The sequence below is a fragment of the Geodermatophilus pulveris genome (genome assembly GCF_900188375.1).
Taxonomy (GTDB): Bacteria; Actinomycetota; Actinomycetes; order Mycobacteriales; family Geodermatophilaceae; genus Geodermatophilus; species Geodermatophilus pulveris.
The window spans coordinates 138,062-152,356 of sequence record NZ_FZOO01000003.1 but is presented as its reverse complement, the minus strand read 5'-3'; the positions used below and the strand labels follow the sequence as shown (position 1 = coordinate 152,356).

Genomic DNA, 14,295 nt, shown 5'->3' with positions numbered 1-14,295 from the left:
AACCCGTGCACCAGTTGGCGCGGGCAAGAACACTGAAGACCCGCTTCACGCGGCTTCCGGTAGATACAACATAAAGGGACGTTGTGTTGTATCACTCCAACGCCGCGCCAGTCTGCGGTGCAATCCGCTCGCGCAACGTCGCGGTGTACTCTCCGAGCTTTTGGTACGCCTCGCGCATGTGGGCGCTGCAGACCTCCTTGCCGGAGCCGCGCCTAGTAAAGCTGCCGAGGCTTCTCCCGATGTCTTCAAAAACGGCGGCCGAAAGGTCGAGTAGATCCGCTCGACCAGTTATTGCCGCGGCGGAGAAGGTGAGCTGCAAGGACTCGATTGCTGACGGGCAATTCCGTGTCATTCGATACGATGCGGGCCACGTCCACAAGATCCCCAGCCGTGACGGCGGCAGGCCCGTCGCCGACAGGTATGTGAGCCGGTACAGCACGGAGACTGCTGCTTGCTGGAAAGCCACATGCGGCTCGAGGAGACCATGCTCGTCGAGCGACTCCGCCGCGGCGTCGCTTCGACGGTTGCGCCGGATGCTGTAGAGCAGAGAAGCGATCGCCGCTGATGCGCTGGTGGCCGACGGACCGAAGACAAACGGATCGACCACGGCATGCATCGTGGCACGCAGCTATAAGCGACCCGTGACCGACTGCCGACCATCGCTGGCGACCCGCGGATAGAGGACGCCATCAGCGGGTCGATGTCGGACCGCTGCCCTAGCGTCGCCGGCATGGGGGAAGCCACCGTCAGCGCCGCCGTGGCCGCCAGCGACCCGTCGTGGGCCGATGTGGTCTCGGCCGTCGGCGCGGCGGTGGCCGCCGTCGCGGCCGTGGCCACCGTCATGATCGCCGTCGTCGCCGCCCGCTACGCCAGAGGCCAGGTGCAGGGCGTGCGCGACCAGCTCGAGGAGGCCCGCACGCTGCGCCGCGAGCAGGCCCAGCCCTACGTCGTCATCTACGCCGTGCCCAACCCGGTCGACCCGCAGGCGAGCGACATCGTCGTGAAGAACTTCGGCACCACCGGCGCCAGCGACGTCACCGTCAGCTCCTCACCGCCCCTGATGCGCGCTGACTGGGAGGGCGACGCCGAGGAGGTCGCCCTGCCCACCGCGATGCCCTTCTTGGCACCCGGGCAGGAGTGGCGCACCTTCTGGGACCTCGCCACCCAGCGCGAGCTCCTCGGCCTGCCCGACCGCTACAACCTCACCGTGACCTACACCGACTCGCTGGGCACCACCCACACCACCCGGGCGGTCTTGGACTGGGACGTCTTTCGCCAGCGCGTGTGGATCACCGAGAAGACCCTGCACAACGCCGCCACGTCCCTCGATTCCATCGACCGGACCCTCAAGGCCGCTACCCGCTCGGACCGGGTCCAGCAGGTGGCCGTGTACGACGGCGCCGAGCGGGACCGGCAGCGAGCCGACGCGCGCCGCCAGCGAGAGGAGCTGGTCCCCCAGCTGCGACACGAGCCGGCGGCGTCGACCGGCACCGAGGACGGGCAGCCGTGACCGCCACCAGCACACCCGACAACGGCCCGGCGGGCCATGGAGTGGTCGCCGTCCCTGACCGGTGCGACGCCTCGGTGCAGTCGGCCAGCACCATGCTTGACGACCTGCCCCTGGGGCGGCACTGCGGCGTTGGCCGGCGTCCCGGGCACCGCCTTGGAGCGCAACGCCGCGGAGCTGCTTGAGCGCGACGGCGGTTCGGCCGCCATTGTCGACAAGACGCAGTAGCAATCCTCGGTGACCCAGGGCTGAGGCCGGGCCTTGTAGACCAGCCCCAGCCCGAGATCGCCGGCGACAGCCACACCGGGGGACGGGGGTCGGTCGACGGGTCGCGCGGCAAGCCAAGGCAGCGCGCCAGCAGCCAGAGCGCCGCTGCTGCCGCGCCGGAAGGCTCTCCGCCTGCGGCCGTGGCATGTCGGCCGGGCCGGTTGGCGTGGCCGGCCGAGGGCCTCCCTCGCTTCCCCATAACCGGCTCTCCTCCGGCTGCACCGGGCGGGGGAAGGGTGGGCCGCAGGCCCATCCCGCAGGGACGCGCAGCGCCCTTCCGGCGGCCGGTGCAGCCGGAGATCCTCCGCCGGGGAGGAGCGGGCGCCACCTTGCGCACACCGGTCGGAGTGGCCGCTGGCGGCCGGTATCGGGGTCCACAGCAAGCCGCCGCGGAGACCGCCAAAGGCTGGCCGGGCTCCTTAGCCCCTGACGGCACGGGTCTCCTACGCCATGAGGAGGCCGCCCGCAGGGGTGGATCACACCCGACCAGCCCGTCCAGCCAAGCAGACCAGCTCCTGGGCCGCTGCACTTATCCACAGGGCTCGCCACCTCGCCAGCGTCACCGCTGTTCCTGCGCCCTTGCCAGCAGCCGGCGTCGGGAGAAGGCGGAGGCGCCAGAGATATACGGCCCGCGTGGGTCCGGCGGGCCGGCCAGTCCCTAGCAACGGCACGTACCGCCGGGCGCCCACCTCGCAGTCCGCACAGAGTCCGCAGATAGTCCGCAAGACGCCCGTATGCCACCATCACGAGCCAATCGCCTTCCTCACCCATAAACGCAGCTCAGAGCGCTAGTTCGGGTGATCTGGGCAGGTCAGCGGCTCACCGGTCAATGATGTCCGGGATGACCACGTGCAGCCGCGACCCGTCGGGCATGGTCGCGTCGACGAACGGCGTCGACATGTCGATGCGTCGACCCGACGTGCGCAGCATCCGCTCCACCAGGTCGGCCAGCTCGCCGGGCGCCAGGATCGTCGTCGTCAGCTCCGAGCGGCCTCGGCGGGCGACGAACACCCGGCCGGGCTCGTTGACCCAGATCTCCTCTACCTCCGGGTCGTCCAGCCACCGCTGCAGCGGCCCGAACCCGGCCACCCGGTCCAGCACGTCGCGGACCACCGACTCCGGGTCGGCGATCGCCGGCAGCGCGGAGGTCAGCGACCGCTCGGAGTAGTCGGCCACCACGTCGCGTACCAGCAGCCGCACCGGACCCGGGTCGGTGAACGGGTCCAGCCCGCGCCGGCGGATCAGCTCGCGCACCTCGCCGTCGACGACCTCCAGCGCACTGGTCGCAGTCGGCACGGCACCCCACTCGTCACGGTCGGTCAGGACGACGACGGACGGTAGGCGGACCCGGCCGCCCGCGGGGCGGCGCCAACCCGATCTGTGGACGACCGGCACCCGGTCAGGTGTCACCCGGCCGTCACGGAGGTCATCGCCGGCAAGGACAACAGCGCCACCGGCAGGCACCATGCGTAACTCCGCGTACTCGGCGAGGCCGTTGGTGGTCGCGAGGCAAGATGACCGTCGTGGACCGTCGGCCAGTGCGTCGCTTTAGGCAGGATCCGGGCGCGCCGCCCCCGGGAGACGGCTGGCCACTCTCCGTGCCTGCAGTCGCCCAGCTGACCCGTGAAGGTCTCACGCTCGGACCAGGGGTGACCGTGCTGGTCGGCGAGAACGGCTCGGGGAAGTCGACGGTGCTAGAAGTACTGGCGGCGGCCTTGGGGCTCAATGCGGAGGGCGGCTCGGTCGGCGCTCGCCACGCCACCCGCTGCAGTGAACCCGGATCGCTGCACCTGATCGTCGAGCGCAGTCCGGGTGCCAGTCGCTGGGCCTACTTCCTGCGGGACGAGACGCTGCACGGCCTCTATAGCTACCTCGAGGCCAACAGCAACCCCTCCGCACGCAGGCAGGAGCCGCGGTTCCACGAACTGTCCCACGGTGAGGCCTTCCTCAGCCTGCTCGGCCACCGCGCCTCGCCTCGAGGGCTGTACCTGCTCGACGAACCGGACGCGGCGCTGTCGTTCACCGGCACGTTATCGCTGATCGCGCTGTTGTCCGATCTCGTCGCCGGCGGTGCTCAGGTGCTCCTCGCGACTCACTCGCCACTACTCGCAGCCCTCCCCGGCGCCACTCTTCTCGAGGTGGGCCTGTGGGGGATGCGCGAGACGACCTGGGACGCCTTGGAACTCGTCGCCGACTGGCAGCACTTCCTCGCCGAACCCCAGGCCTACCTGCGCCACCTGACCGAGGAGCAGGGAAGGCCTGCCGACGCCAGCACCCCGCCAGGCCGACCCGGAGCGCCTAGCCACCTGGATCCAGGCCGTTGGGACATCGGGAAATGAGTGCTCCGCGTCTACGACGTCACACAGGGTGAAGAGCCACGCGCATCCGCACCGGCACCGGCACAGGCACCGGCGGTCATGGCCGTGCTGCGCAACACCACGCTCGACCTGCACCGGTTGGACGGACACGCCAACATCGTCGACGCCCAACGCCGGGCCGGCTAGCGCGCTGGCAGCGCCCAGGCCAGCATCACAGCGACATGATCACCGTTCATCCTGGCAGGTCAAGCCGCCTCTTCCAGACTTGGTCGCGACCCTGCAGCACCCCGAGCCGCATCCCGATGTCTCATCGACCGACAAGCAACACGTCAGGGCTAGCGAGAAGCCAAGATCCCCGATACATTCCGTCAGGCAACGGTCAAACGGCGTGGTCAAGGGTTCACCCCGCACCCGTGCGGCTCTGCAGACACCGCCACAGATCCCCGAGCGTTGAGGATAGAACATGGCGAATCCAGAGATGAACGACCAGAAGCCGCGCAAGCGCCTCATCGCAACCCTCTTGACATTCGGACTGGCGCTCGGCGCCGTGCCGGCTTTGTCGGCTGCAACCAGTAGCGGAGACGTGCGGGTGGCGTCGGCGGACGTTACGCCGTCGGCGCAGCAGACGAGCGACTCGGCAGACGTCGCGCGCCCTATGATCTGGCATCTGGTCATCAGGATCGCCTTGACTAAGGCTGGATGCGAAAACATTCGGCGCATCATGCCGAACAGCGGAAGTCTCAAGTGTGTCAAGGCTGGCAAGGTCTGGGTGCTCATCCCCAAGGGCATGGGGTGGTAGAAGTACTGGTACATCAGACGGAGGGTCGATTGTGGACTTGACAGAATGGCGGAGGCAGGCAAGAACGCTGGTAGATTCTCCCGAGCTGGGCAACAAGATCCCCGGCGTTGACGCCGACGATCCGTGGTCGCAGCAATCACTGCGGGCGGTTGAGTCGCACTTCCTGCGACGGTTCGGCGACGGCTCCTCCATCCCCGAGACGATCCGGCGCGACTATCAGCAGTTCTTGGGCGAGGGAATGGTGCAAGCCTTTCATGGTGAGTGGGTGACGCTTCCCGGAGAGTATCTCGGGAACCCGGAGTTCGGGGTGGGATACTGCGTCAAGTACGAGGGCATGGACCACATGGATGTGACCAACAGCATGCTGGAGATGGCGCTCTCGGCGCACACTGGCAGCTACTGGGCAACATTGTTTGAGACGAACGCCATGCTCGAGGCCAGCTGAAGCACACGAAACGCTCAACAGGGCCTACGCGTGTCTTCGCGACGGTTAGCGCTTCGTACGTAGGAAGGGTCTTCCACCGTGTGGAGCTGCTGCAAAGTCGTGTTGCAGCGCGTTGAGCTCAGAAGATGTGGGCGGGTACGGGTCCTGTGGTGCTTGGGAGATGTCTGAAGTCACCCAAGCGCCGGAGGGCACCCGTGTCCGCATCACCATCTTTCCTGTCCGTGGTCGCCGACTATGCGGCAGCTTGTCAACTCTCCCGGCCTAGCTAGATCGCGCGACCGAGACGGCTCACCCGTGGCACAGCCGGTAGTAGGCCCAGATCTCCTCGACCTCCGGGTCGTCCAGCCACCGCTGCAGCGGCCCGAACCCGGCCACCCGGTCCAGCACGTCGCGGACCACCGACTCCGGGTCGGCGATCGCCGGCAGCGCGGAGGTCAGCGACCGCTCGGAGTAGTCGGCCACCACGTCGCGCACCAGCAGCCGCACCGGACCCGGGTCGGTGAACGGGTCCAGCCCGCGCCGGCGGATCAGCTCGCGCACCTCGCCGTCGACGACCTCCAGCGCACTGGTCGCAGTCGGCACGGCACCCCACTCGTCACGGTCGGTCAGGACGACGACGGACGGTAGGCGGACCCGGCCGCCCGCGGGGCGGCGCCAACCCGATCCCGCACACACGGAGCGGCACGCTGGCGGAGGCAGAGTCGCGCGGGCAGCGCTACGGTGCATGCATGCCGACGATCCAGATCCGGGACGTCCCCGAGGACGTCCACCGGACCTACCGGCGACGGGCCGCCGAGGCCGGCATGAGCCTGCAGGAGTTCCTCCTCGCCGAACTGGTCGAGGGTGCCCGCGCGCGGACCCCGGCCGAGGTGGTCGCGGAGGTGCGGCGGCAGTTCGGTCGCACCGGCGGTCAGGGCTTCAGCGCCGAGTCCTCGACCGGGTTCGTCCGCGCCGATCGCGACGACCGGTGAGGGTCCTGGACGCGTCCGTCGTGACCGACGCGATGGCCGTCGGTGGAGCCGTCGGTGACCGCGCCCGCCGGCTCGTCGCCGAGGAGTCGTGGCTGCACCTGCCCGCGGTGGCGGGGGCGGAGATCACCTCCGCGCTGAGGGCCATGACCTCCCGCCGCCTGCTCAGTGTCGGCGACGCCCGGGCGGCGGCCGTCCACGCGTCGCGCCTGCGCGCCCGGCACTACCCGTTCGAGCCCTTCCTGGACCGGGTGTGGGAACTCCGCGACGACGTGACCGTCTACGACGCCTGGTACGTCGCGCTGGCCGAGGCCCTCGACGCACCCCTGGTCACCACGGATGACCGACTGCGCCGCGCCGCAGGTCCGCGGTGCCCGGTGCTCAGTCCGGTGGAGGCCCTCACCGGGCGGTGACCAGCGCCGCAGGGTCCGTGGTCGGTCAGGGGTCGGTGTCGCGGCACCCGGTCAGGTGTCACCCGGCGTCGGGTCGGCCCAGCAGCCGTCGGCCCGGGACAGCGCCCGCCGGACGCCGAGGGGCGGCCACGTCGGTCGTGACGCTCATGCCCATCCCGGCGCCTCCCTCCCGTGGCGGCCGCGCGGCGTGGTCCGGCCCTGCCTGGACGACGGCACCGCCGTCCGGCACTGCACCCGAAAAGGCGACGCCGCCGCGAGGTGACCGGCTGGGCACCCTGCGGGGCCGCCCCGCCGCGCCGGGTGGAGTCGCTCCAGCCGTTCCCGGGTCCGCAACCCGGTGGCCACCCCGCGTCCGGACCGCCCGCCTAGCTTCCGGCCGGTGTGGTCAGATGCGCAGCCGCGGCCGGCGGCCCTCCGGCGGCTGGTCCCGGCGGTCCTCGTCGCCGGGGTCCTGGTGGCCTGCTTCGTGCTGCCCTGGGTGGGCGGCGCGGGCCTGCTGGCGCACGCCTCCGTCCCGCCGGCCAACGCGCTGCCCGCCGAGCTGACCGCGGCCCCACCGGGCAACACCCGGGTGCTGGCCGCCGACGGCTCGCTGCTCACCACCTTCCACACCGACGACCGGGTGCCGGTGGGCGCCGACCGGGTCGCCGACGTCGTGGAGCAGGCCGTGGTCGCGGTCGAGGACGAGCGGTTCTTCAAGCACAACGGCCTGGACGTGCAGGGCACCCTGCGCGCGCTGGTCATCAACGTCGCCGCGGGCTCGGTCGAGCAGGGCGGCTCGACGCTGACCCAGCAGCTGGTCAAGCAGAGCCTGCTGCAGGGCGCCGAGACCACCGGGCAGCGCACGTCGGCCACCGAGCGCAGCGTCGACCGCAAGCTGCGGGAGGCCCGGCTGGCGCTCGCCCTGAACGGACCGTCCCCAAGCAGGAGATCCTCACCCGCTACCTCAACACCGTGTACTTCGGCAACGGCGCCCACGGCATCCAGTCCGCGGCGCGGCGCTGGTTCAGCGTTGACGCCGCCGAGCCGGGCCCGGACCTCACGCGGACCGGCGCGGCGGCCCACGTCCCCGGCCACCAGATCGCCGGCAAGACCGGGACCTCGCAGGGCGGGTTCTCCGTCGCCTTCGCCGGCTTCACGCCCGCCTACTCCGCCAGCGTCATGGTGTTCGACCCCAAGCGGAACCGGGAGGTCCCCGGCGGCGGCGGGGACAGGGGCGCCACCATCTGGCACGACGCCATGGCGCCGGTCCTCACGGCCGGGCCGGTGGTGCCGTTCCCGCCGGCGGACCCGGTGTTGAGCGGCCAGGTGCCGGCGCGGGACCGCGTGGACGGTCCCTGACCGCCGGCGGGCTCAGGCGCGGCGGACGGTGATCGTCGGGGGGTGCGCCAGGGTCTGGGCGACCACGCAGTACCGCTCGGTGAGCTGGCCCAGCCGGGTGAGGGTGGCGTCGTCGGCGTCGGTGTCCAGTTCGGCGTCCACGGCGATGGAGCCGAGGCCGACCGGGGTCTCCTTGGAGACGCCGAGGGTGCCGCGGGCGTCCATCTCGCCGCGGGCGGTCAGCCGGGCCGCGCGGATCTCCACGCCCATGGCGGTGGCCACGCTGCGCATCGTCACCCCGGCGCAGCCGAGCAGCGCCTGCAGCAGCATGTCGCCGGAGCAGGCGTCGGCGCCGTCCCCGCCGGTGGAGGGGTGCAGGCCGGCCCGGGTCGGCCCGGCCCAGGTCTGCACGGTGGCGGTGATGCCCGGGTCGGCGAAGGCGGCCTCGGCGTGCATCGTCGCGCACGCCGACGCCGGGTCGTCGCGGTAGCGCTGCTTGACCGGTGCCTGCAGTTCCCGCAGCTGTGTGGCGTCCACCCGGGCCTCCCCCGCGTCGTCGAGACCCCCATGCTGGCCGGTGCGGGCGGCACCCGCCAGGTGGTGCCTCAGCGGCCCTCCCGGCGGCCCCGGCCGCGGTGGTCACCGGCCCGGCGCGGCTCGTCCGAGCGCGGTCCGAGCTCGGCGACCGGCCCGCTGACCCGGCGGCTGCCCTTGACCGACTGCCAGGAGCTCTCGTGGCCGACCGTGGCCTGCGGGTCCAGCCGCGGGTCGACCACCAGGCCCTCGTCCCCGCCGCTGCGGATGAACCAGAAGTCGGTCTGCACCCGGTCGGGCGCCACGTCGATGACGGCGAAGCCGTGGCCGATGCCCCTCGAGGTAGCGCACCCACGGGTTGGCGGTCTGGAACGCCGCCGTCGCGGTCTGCGCGGCCGCGGCGCTGCCCAGCACCTCCGTGAAGCCGTCGCTGGTGACCGACGGGCAGAGGGACTCGACGCCGACCGAGGAGCGGCCGTCGACCCGGTGGCCGTCGGGGTCGGTGGGCAGGTCGTTGGCCCAGGAGGAGTGGATGTCGCCGGTGAGCACCACCGGGTCGGTGTCCCCGGAGGCGGCCATCGCGGCCAGCAGCCGGCCCTGGTCGTCCTGGCAGCCGTCCCACTGGTCGGTGTTGGACACCTGGCCGGGCAGCACCCCGGCGCGGGGGACGGCGTAGACGCGGGTGAACACCGTCTGGTTGCCGATCAGGTGCCACGCGGTGCCGCCGCCGGTGACCCCGTCGACCAGCCAGTCCAGCTGCTCGGGCTCGGGCAGCACCCGCGCCGGGTCGGCCAGCGCCGGGTTCAGCGTGCCGCCGGCGGTCGCGGGCACCTGCCGGCTGCGGTTCTGCCGGGTGTCGACGACGGACAGCGCGGCCGGGTCGCCGAACCGGAACCGCCGGAAGAACTGGGTGCCGCGGTGCGGGTGCTCGCCGAGTGCGCCGGGCTCGCGGATCGGCATCCACTCCAGGTAGGCCCGGGAGGCCCGCTCGCGGCGGGCCGGGAAGTCACCCTCGGGCAGCACGCCGGGCGGCTCCATCGGGCCGGTGTAGGCGGTGTCCGGGTCGTCGGCGGGCTCGTGGATCTCCGCGCCGGTGTCGTACGCGTCGTTGGTGATCTCGTGGTCGTCGAAGATCGTGACCCACGGGTGCCCGGCGTGCGCGGCCTGCAGGTCGGGATCGGCCTCGTACAGCGCGTGCCGCACCCGGTAGTCGGCCAGGCTGACCATCTCCGCCGGCGGCTGGTGGTCCCGGGTGCCGGCCAGCGCGTCGGGGCCGTAGCGGTCCTCGCCGTTGCCGTACTCGTAGACGTAGTCGCCCAGGTGCAGCACCAGGTCGAGGTCGTCACGGGCGGCCAGGCCGCGGTAGGCGGTGAACCAGCCGCCGGTGTAGTTGCTGCAGGAGACGAAGGCCAGCCGCAGCGCGTGCGGAGTGCCCGGCTCGTCGGGCGAGGTCTGCGTGCGGCCCACCGGCGAGGTCCGGCCCAGCGCCGAGAAGCGGTGGTGGTAGCGGGTGTAGGGGTCCAGCCGGTCGACGACCACCTCGACGGTGTGGTCGCGCGCCGGGTCGCTGCGCACCGTCCCGCGGCGCAGCACGTGCCGGAAGCCCTCGTCGGCGGCGACCTCCCACCGGACCCTGGTCGGCGCGCCGAGCCCGCTGCCGGGGACGGCGGCGGGGTCCGGGGTGACCCGGGTCCACAGCAGCACCGACGTGCCGGTCGGGTCGCCGCTGGCCACGCCGAAGCCGAACACCCCCGCGCGGGCGGTCTCGGCGACGGCCGCCCGGGCGGCCTCCGGGGACAGGCCGCCGACGGCCAGCAGGGCCGCGGCCGCCCCGGCGCCCTGGAGCACGGACCGGCGGGACACCTCGCGCGGAGTCGTCATGGCGGAGACGGTGACGGGTCGGGGCGACGCGCGGCGGGTGCCCCGGTGGACACCCGGCGACCCGCGGGCGACGAGGCCGCACCCCCGCGGGTCAGCCGCGCAGGACCGCCTGCACCAGGTGCGGGCCGGGCGCGGCCAGCGCCGCCCGCAGCTGGTCGGCCAGCTCCCCGGCGGTCGTGGCCCGCGTCGCGGGCACGCCCATGCCGGTGGCCAGCGCGACGAAGTCCAGCGACGGGGTGCCCAGGTGCAGCAGCTCGCCGGCGCGCTTGCCGTCCTCGGCCGCGCCGACCCGCGACAGCTCGTGCTGCAGGATCGCGTAGGAGCCGTTGTCGTACAGCAGCACGGTGACGTCGAGCTGCTCGCGGGCCATCGTCCACAGCGCCTGCAGGGTGTACATCGCGCTGCCGTCGGCCTGCAGCGCGAGCACCGGCCGGTCCGGGCAGGCCACCGCGGCGCCGACGGCCATGGGCAGGCCGTCGCCGATCGCCCCGCCGGTCAGCGACAGCCAGTCGTGCCGCGGGGCGCCGGCGGTCAGCTCGGCCAGGCCCACGCCGGAGGTGAGCGCCTCGTCGACGACGACCGCCCGCTCGGGCAGCAGCGCCCCGACCACCGCGGACACCGCGCGCGGGGTGAGCGCGCCGTCCGGCGGCTCGGGCCGGGACGCCTCCAGCAGCTGCGGCTCGGCGTCCGCGGCGACGGCCTCGGCCAGCGCCCGCACCGCGGCGGCGCCGTCCTCGCCGGGCACGGCCAAGACGTGCACGGTGCAGTCCTCCGGCACCGGGGTGCCGGGCACGCCCGGGTAGCCGAAGAAGTGCACCGGCGAGGTGGCCCCGGCCAGCACCAGGTGGCGGGTGCCGGCCAGGGCGGCGATCGCCATCTCCGGCGGGTAGGGCAGCTTCGGCAGGTCGGGCAGGCCGGCGCCGCGCACGGTGCGGGCGGAGAACGTCTCGGCCATGAGCCGGGCGCCGGTGGCCGCGGCGATCCGGCCGGCGGCCAGCAGCGCGTCCTCGCTGCCGACGACGTCGCCGCCGAGGAACAGCACCGCGGGCTCACCGGAGCCCAGAACCGCGGCCACGTCGTCGACCACCGGCGGCGCCACCCGGGGCGCGGGGCGCACCGGCGTCGGGTCGGCCGGCTCAGCGCCGTCCTCCCAGGAGACGTCGGCGGGCAGCACCAGCGTGGCGATGCCGACCCGGGCGGACTCCGCGACCGCCTCGGCCGCGTCGGCGGCGACGTCGGCCGGGGACAGCGAGCGGCGCAGCCAGCCCGACACCGCCCCGGCCAGCGCGTCGAGGTCGGACTCCAGCGGGGCGTCCAGCCGCTTGTGCGAGCGGGCGTGGTCGCCGACGACGTTGACCACCGGCGCGCGGCCCCGCCGGGCGTTGTGCAGGTTGGCCAGGCCGTTGGCCAGCCCCGGGCCCAGGTGCAGCAGGGTGGCCGCCGGCCGCCCGGCCATCCGCGCGTACCCGTCGGCGGCGCCGGTGGCCACGCCCTCGAACAGGGTGAGGACGCCGCGCATCTCCGGGACGTCGTCCAGCGCGGCGACGAAGTGCATCTCCGACGTGCCGGGGTTGGCGAAGCAGACGTCGACGCCCGCGTCGACGAGGGTCCGGATGAGTGCCTGGGCGCCGTTCACCGGGAGACCGGGACCTCGGTCACCTCGTAGTGCGTCATGGTCGCGCCGCCGGTGGCGAAGGTGGCGACGTCGCCGGCCGCGGCCCGGCCCTCCTCCGAGGCGAACGCCGCGCCCATCGCCTGCTCCGAGTCGAAGTCGAGCTCGGCCACCAGGTACGGCGTGGGCTGGGCGGGGTCCAGCGCCTGCGGGGCGCCGACGGTGTACCGGACGAGGCCGGGCATCCGCGTGGCCAGCGGGGCGTGCGTGTCGCGGTAGTGCGCGTCGAACGCAGCCGGGTCGTCGGGCTGCCCGTAGCTGACGACGAGCCTGTGCACCATCTGCTCCGACCTCCGCGCGCTCCGCCGGGCCCTGCCGCCCGGCACACCCCCACCCTGGCAGGTGCGGGGCCGCCCCCGCGACCTCAGAAGGTGAGCACCAGGCGCCCGCGGACTCCGCCGCGGGCGAGCAGCCGGTGCGCCTCGGCGGCGTCCTCGGCGGGCAGCGTGCGGGCCACCCGGAGGGTGAGCACGCCCTGCTCGGCCTGCTCGCGCAGCCGGTCCAGCGCGGCCCGGTCCTGCGCGACCCGCCGCACCAGCGTGGGGTGCACCGTGACCCGGCCGGACCCGTCGCCCCGGTAGCCGCGCACGGTGGCCACCGCCCCGCCGTCCCGCACGGCCGGGAGCACCAGCGCGTCCTGGACGGCGCCGTCGGCCAGCCCGTCGACGCCGTCGGGGAACGCCTCCCGGATCCGCGCGGCGACGTCGTCCCCCCGCCGGACGACGACGTCGGCGCCCAGGTCGCGCACCAGCTGCTCGTCGTCCGCGGAGGCGTCGGCGACCACGGTGAGCCCGTCGGCCCGCCCCAGCTGGACGGCGTAACCGCCGAACGCCCCGGCCGCGCCGGTCACCGCCAGCACCTGGCCCGGCCGCAGGCCCATGAGGTCCAGCGCCAGGCGCGCGGTGAGCCCGTTCATCGGCAGCGTCGAGGCCTCGGCGTCGGTGCTGCCCTCCGGGGACCGGACCACCGAACCGGCGGGCAGCACCAGGTCCTCCCGGTAGGCGCCGTGCGCGCCGGAGGGCACCACGACCGCCATGACCCGGTCGCCCGGCCGCAGGTCGGTGTCGGTGTCCGGGCCGACCTCGGCGAGCACCCCGGCGGCGTCCATCCCGGGCACGTACGGGAACTGCTGCACCGGGTCCCGGCCGGCGTAGGCGCCCTCGCGCAGGTGCGTGTCGGTGGGGCTCACCGCGGCCGCGGTGACCCGCACGCGCACCTGACCCCGGCCCAGCGGCTCGGGCGGGACGTCGACGACCTGCAGGGCCTCCGGCCCGCCGAACGCGGTCACCCCGACGGCTCTCACCCCCCGAGCCTCGCCGACGGGCGCCGCGACCGCCTCCCGGCGCGTCGCGGGAATGGCGCGGGCGCGCGGATGGCTGTACGACGGGAGCACCGCACGCCGACTGCCGACCCCGAGAGGCCGCGCATGCCCACGCTGCTGACGCCCCACCCCGTCCTCGGAGAGCCGGCCCCGCGCCGCCGCCGCCGCGCCCGCCGCCGGCTGGTCGCGGCGGGGATCGGCCTGGCCCTGCTGGTGCCGGCCGGGTTCCAGGTCGCCGACCGGGTGGCCGGGTGGGTACCCGAGCCGCCGGGGCAGGACGTCGTCGACGCCAGCACCCCGCCGCTGCTGCTGGCGCTGGAGGACCTCGCGGAGTACCACGCCGCCACGGGCACCTTCCAGGTCGTCGTCGACCGCGAGGTCGACACCCGGTACGTGCCGTCGCTGATCAGCGGCGAGCGGGTGAGCTTCCTGGCCACCGGCAGCGCGGACGCGTACGTCGACTTCGACGGCCTGGACGCCGGCGGGGTCACCCTCTCCCCCGACGGGACGTCGGCGACCATCGAGCTGCCCGCCCCGCGGCTGGGCGAGGTGCGCATCGACCCGGCCGAGAGCCGCGTGCTGGACCGCGACCGCGGGCTGGTCGAGCGGGTCGGTGACGCCCTGGGGGACAACCCGGTCGACGACAGCGAGCTCCACGTGCTGGCCGAGGAGCGGCTGGCCGCGGCCGCGGCGGCCAGCGACCTGCGGCAGCGGGCCGAGGACAACACCCGCGGGATGCTCACCGGCCTGGCGCGGTCCCTCGGCGTGGCGCAGGTCGAGGTCACCTTCGCCGCGCCCGCCGACGGCGTCGGCTGAGGCCGCTCCCCGGGTGCTCGTGCTCGCGGACCCG

General features: G+C 73.6%; 16 protein-coding genes and 1 pseudogene. 9 read left to right on the top strand and 8 right to left on the bottom strand.

Annotation, left to right across the window (positions count from 1 at the left end):
* Positions 1-91 precede the first annotated feature (91 nt).
* Positions 92-607 (bottom strand): hypothetical protein, encoded by a 516-nt coding sequence (locus tag CHB98_RS07395; RefSeq protein ID WP_089304969.1) that lies wholly within the window; start codon positions 605-607, stop codon positions 92-94.
* A 123-nt stretch (positions 608-730) separates the two neighbouring features.
* Here CHB98_RS07395 and CHB98_RS07390 point away from each other — a divergent pair, with 123 nt between their 5' ends.
* Positions 731-1,510, top strand: coding sequence for a hypothetical protein (locus CHB98_RS07390; RefSeq protein ID WP_089304968.1), 780 nt, complete (start codon positions 731-733; stop codon positions 1,508-1,510).
* Between the two features lie 1,083 nt (positions 1,511-2,593).
* On the opposite strand, the gene CHB98_RS07385 is transcribed toward CHB98_RS07390, so the two are convergent.
* Positions 2,594-3,070 carry an ATPase, T2SS/T4P/T4SS family gene (locus CHB98_RS07385; protein WP_245820987.1) on the bottom strand — a complete coding sequence of 159 codons (477 nt, stop codon included), beginning with the start codon at positions 3,068-3,070 and terminating at the stop codon, positions 2,594-2,596.
* 218 nt (positions 3,071-3,288) lie between these two features.
* On the opposite strand from CHB98_RS07385, the gene CHB98_RS07380 reads away from it, so the two are divergent.
* The 4 genes from CHB98_RS07380 (at position 3,289) to CHB98_RS07370 (ending at position 5,336) form a co-directional block, all read left to right on the top strand.
* Complete coding sequence (locus CHB98_RS07380; protein WP_089304967.1) at positions 3,289-4,113, top strand: AAA family ATPase; 825 nt, start codon at positions 3,289-3,291, stop codon at positions 4,111-4,113.
* The gene (locus CHB98_RS21480; protein ID WP_179224287.1) at positions 4,114-4,278 is read left to right on the top strand and encodes a hypothetical protein; all 165 of its coding nucleotides are present in this window, start codon (positions 4,114-4,116) and stop codon (positions 4,276-4,278) included. It begins immediately after the preceding gene.
* A 277-nt stretch (positions 4,279-4,555) separates the two neighbouring features.
* Positions 4,556-4,891 carry a hypothetical protein gene (locus CHB98_RS07375; RefSeq protein WP_089304966.1) on the top strand — a complete coding sequence of 112 codons (336 nt, stop codon included), beginning with the start codon at positions 4,556-4,558 and terminating at the stop codon, positions 4,889-4,891.
* Between the two features lie 31 nt (positions 4,892-4,922).
* Entirely contained in the window at positions 4,923-5,336 is a 414-nt protein-coding gene (locus CHB98_RS07370; RefSeq protein WP_089304965.1) for a hypothetical protein, read from the top strand.
* A gap of 288 nt (positions 5,337-5,624) precedes the next feature.
* Here the strand turns inward: CHB98_RS07370 and CHB98_RS07365 are convergent, their stop codons facing one another.
* Positions 5,625-5,918, bottom strand: a complete 294-nt coding sequence (locus CHB98_RS07365; RefSeq protein ID WP_245820986.1) for a hypothetical protein — start codon at positions 5,916-5,918, stop codon at positions 5,625-5,627.
* Between the two features lie 146 nt (positions 5,919-6,064).
* On the opposite strand from CHB98_RS07365, the gene CHB98_RS07360 reads away from it, so the two are divergent.
* The 3 genes and pseudogenes from CHB98_RS07360 to CHB98_RS22990 all read left to right on the top strand — a co-directional run bounded on the left by CHB98_RS07360 (position 6,065) and on the right by CHB98_RS22990 (position 8,058).
* The gene (locus CHB98_RS07360) at positions 6,065-6,307 is read left to right on the top strand and encodes a FitA-like ribbon-helix-helix domain-containing protein (protein WP_089304964.1); all 243 of its coding nucleotides are present in this window, start codon (positions 6,065-6,067) and stop codon (positions 6,305-6,307) included.
* Positions 6,304-6,717, top strand: a complete 414-nt coding sequence (locus tag CHB98_RS07355) for a type II toxin-antitoxin system VapC family toxin (protein ID WP_281251841.1) — start codon at positions 6,304-6,306, stop codon at positions 6,715-6,717. The genes CHB98_RS07360 and CHB98_RS07355 overlap by 4 nt, the downstream gene beginning before the upstream one ends.
* 454 nt (positions 6,718-7,171) lie before the next feature.
* Positions 7,172-8,058, top strand: a pseudogene (locus CHB98_RS22990) (transglycosylase domain-containing protein).
* A 12-nt stretch (positions 8,059-8,070) separates the two neighbouring features.
* On the opposite strand, the gene CHB98_RS07345 reads toward CHB98_RS22990, so the two are convergent.
* From CHB98_RS07345 to CHB98_RS07325, 5 genes are all read right to left on the bottom strand, one after another.
* Complete coding sequence (locus CHB98_RS07345) at positions 8,071-8,574, bottom strand: OsmC family protein (protein WP_089304963.1); 504 nt, start codon at positions 8,572-8,574, stop codon at positions 8,071-8,073.
* Positions 8,575-8,676: 102 nt separating this feature from the next.
* Positions 8,677-10,452, bottom strand: coding sequence for an alkaline phosphatase D family protein (locus CHB98_RS07340; RefSeq protein ID WP_218822285.1), 1,776 nt, complete (start codon positions 10,450-10,452; stop codon positions 8,677-8,679).
* Positions 10,453-10,543: 91 nt separating this feature from the next.
* Positions 10,544-12,088 carry an acetolactate synthase large subunit gene (locus CHB98_RS07335; protein ID WP_089304962.1) on the bottom strand — a complete coding sequence of 515 codons (1,545 nt, stop codon included), beginning with the start codon at positions 12,086-12,088 and terminating at the stop codon, positions 10,544-10,546.
* Positions 12,085-12,405, bottom strand: coding sequence for an EthD family reductase (locus tag CHB98_RS07330; protein WP_089304961.1), 321 nt, complete (start codon positions 12,403-12,405; stop codon positions 12,085-12,087). The genes CHB98_RS07335 and CHB98_RS07330 overlap by 4 nt, the downstream gene beginning before the upstream one ends.
* 83 nt (positions 12,406-12,488) lie before the next feature.
* The gene (locus tag CHB98_RS07325) at positions 12,489-13,427 is read right to left on the bottom strand and encodes a quinone oxidoreductase family protein (RefSeq protein WP_089304960.1); all 939 of its coding nucleotides are present in this window, start codon (positions 13,425-13,427) and stop codon (positions 12,489-12,491) included.
* A gap of 123 nt (positions 13,428-13,550) precedes the next feature.
* On the opposite strand from CHB98_RS07325, the gene CHB98_RS07320 reads away from it, so the two are divergent.
* Positions 13,551-14,261 carry a DUF4230 domain-containing protein gene (locus CHB98_RS07320; RefSeq protein ID WP_089304959.1) on the top strand — a complete coding sequence of 237 codons (711 nt, stop codon included), beginning with the start codon at positions 13,551-13,553 and terminating at the stop codon, positions 14,259-14,261.
* Positions 14,262-14,295: the final 34 nt, after the last annotated feature.

Excerpts from the sequence above, each read along its gene's own strand:
- CHB98_RS07330 (WP_089304961.1), bottom strand. The coding sequence starts at position 12,405 with ATGGTGCACAGGCTCGTCGTCAGCTACGGGCAGCCCGACGACCCGGCT.
- CHB98_RS07320 (WP_089304959.1), top strand. The coding sequence starts at position 13,551 with ATGCCCACGCTGCTGACGCCCCACCCCGTCCTCGGAGAGCCGGCCCCG.
- CHB98_RS07375 (WP_089304966.1), top strand. The coding sequence starts at position 4,556 with ATGGCGAATCCAGAGATGAACGACCAGAAGCCGCGCAAGCGCCTCATC.
- CHB98_RS07360 (WP_089304964.1), top strand. The coding sequence starts at position 6,065 with ATGCCGACGATCCAGATCCGGGACGTCCCCGAGGACGTCCACCGGACC.
- CHB98_RS07390 (WP_089304968.1), top strand. The coding sequence starts at position 731 with ATGGGGGAAGCCACCGTCAGCGCCGCCGTGGCCGCCAGCGACCCGTCG.
- CHB98_RS07380 (WP_089304967.1), top strand. The coding sequence starts at position 3,289 with ATGACCGTCGTGGACCGTCGGCCAGTGCGTCGCTTTAGGCAGGATCCG.
- CHB98_RS07340 (WP_218822285.1), bottom strand. The coding sequence starts at position 10,452 with ATGACGACTCCGCGCGAGGTGTCCCGCCGGTCCGTGCTCCAGGGCGCC.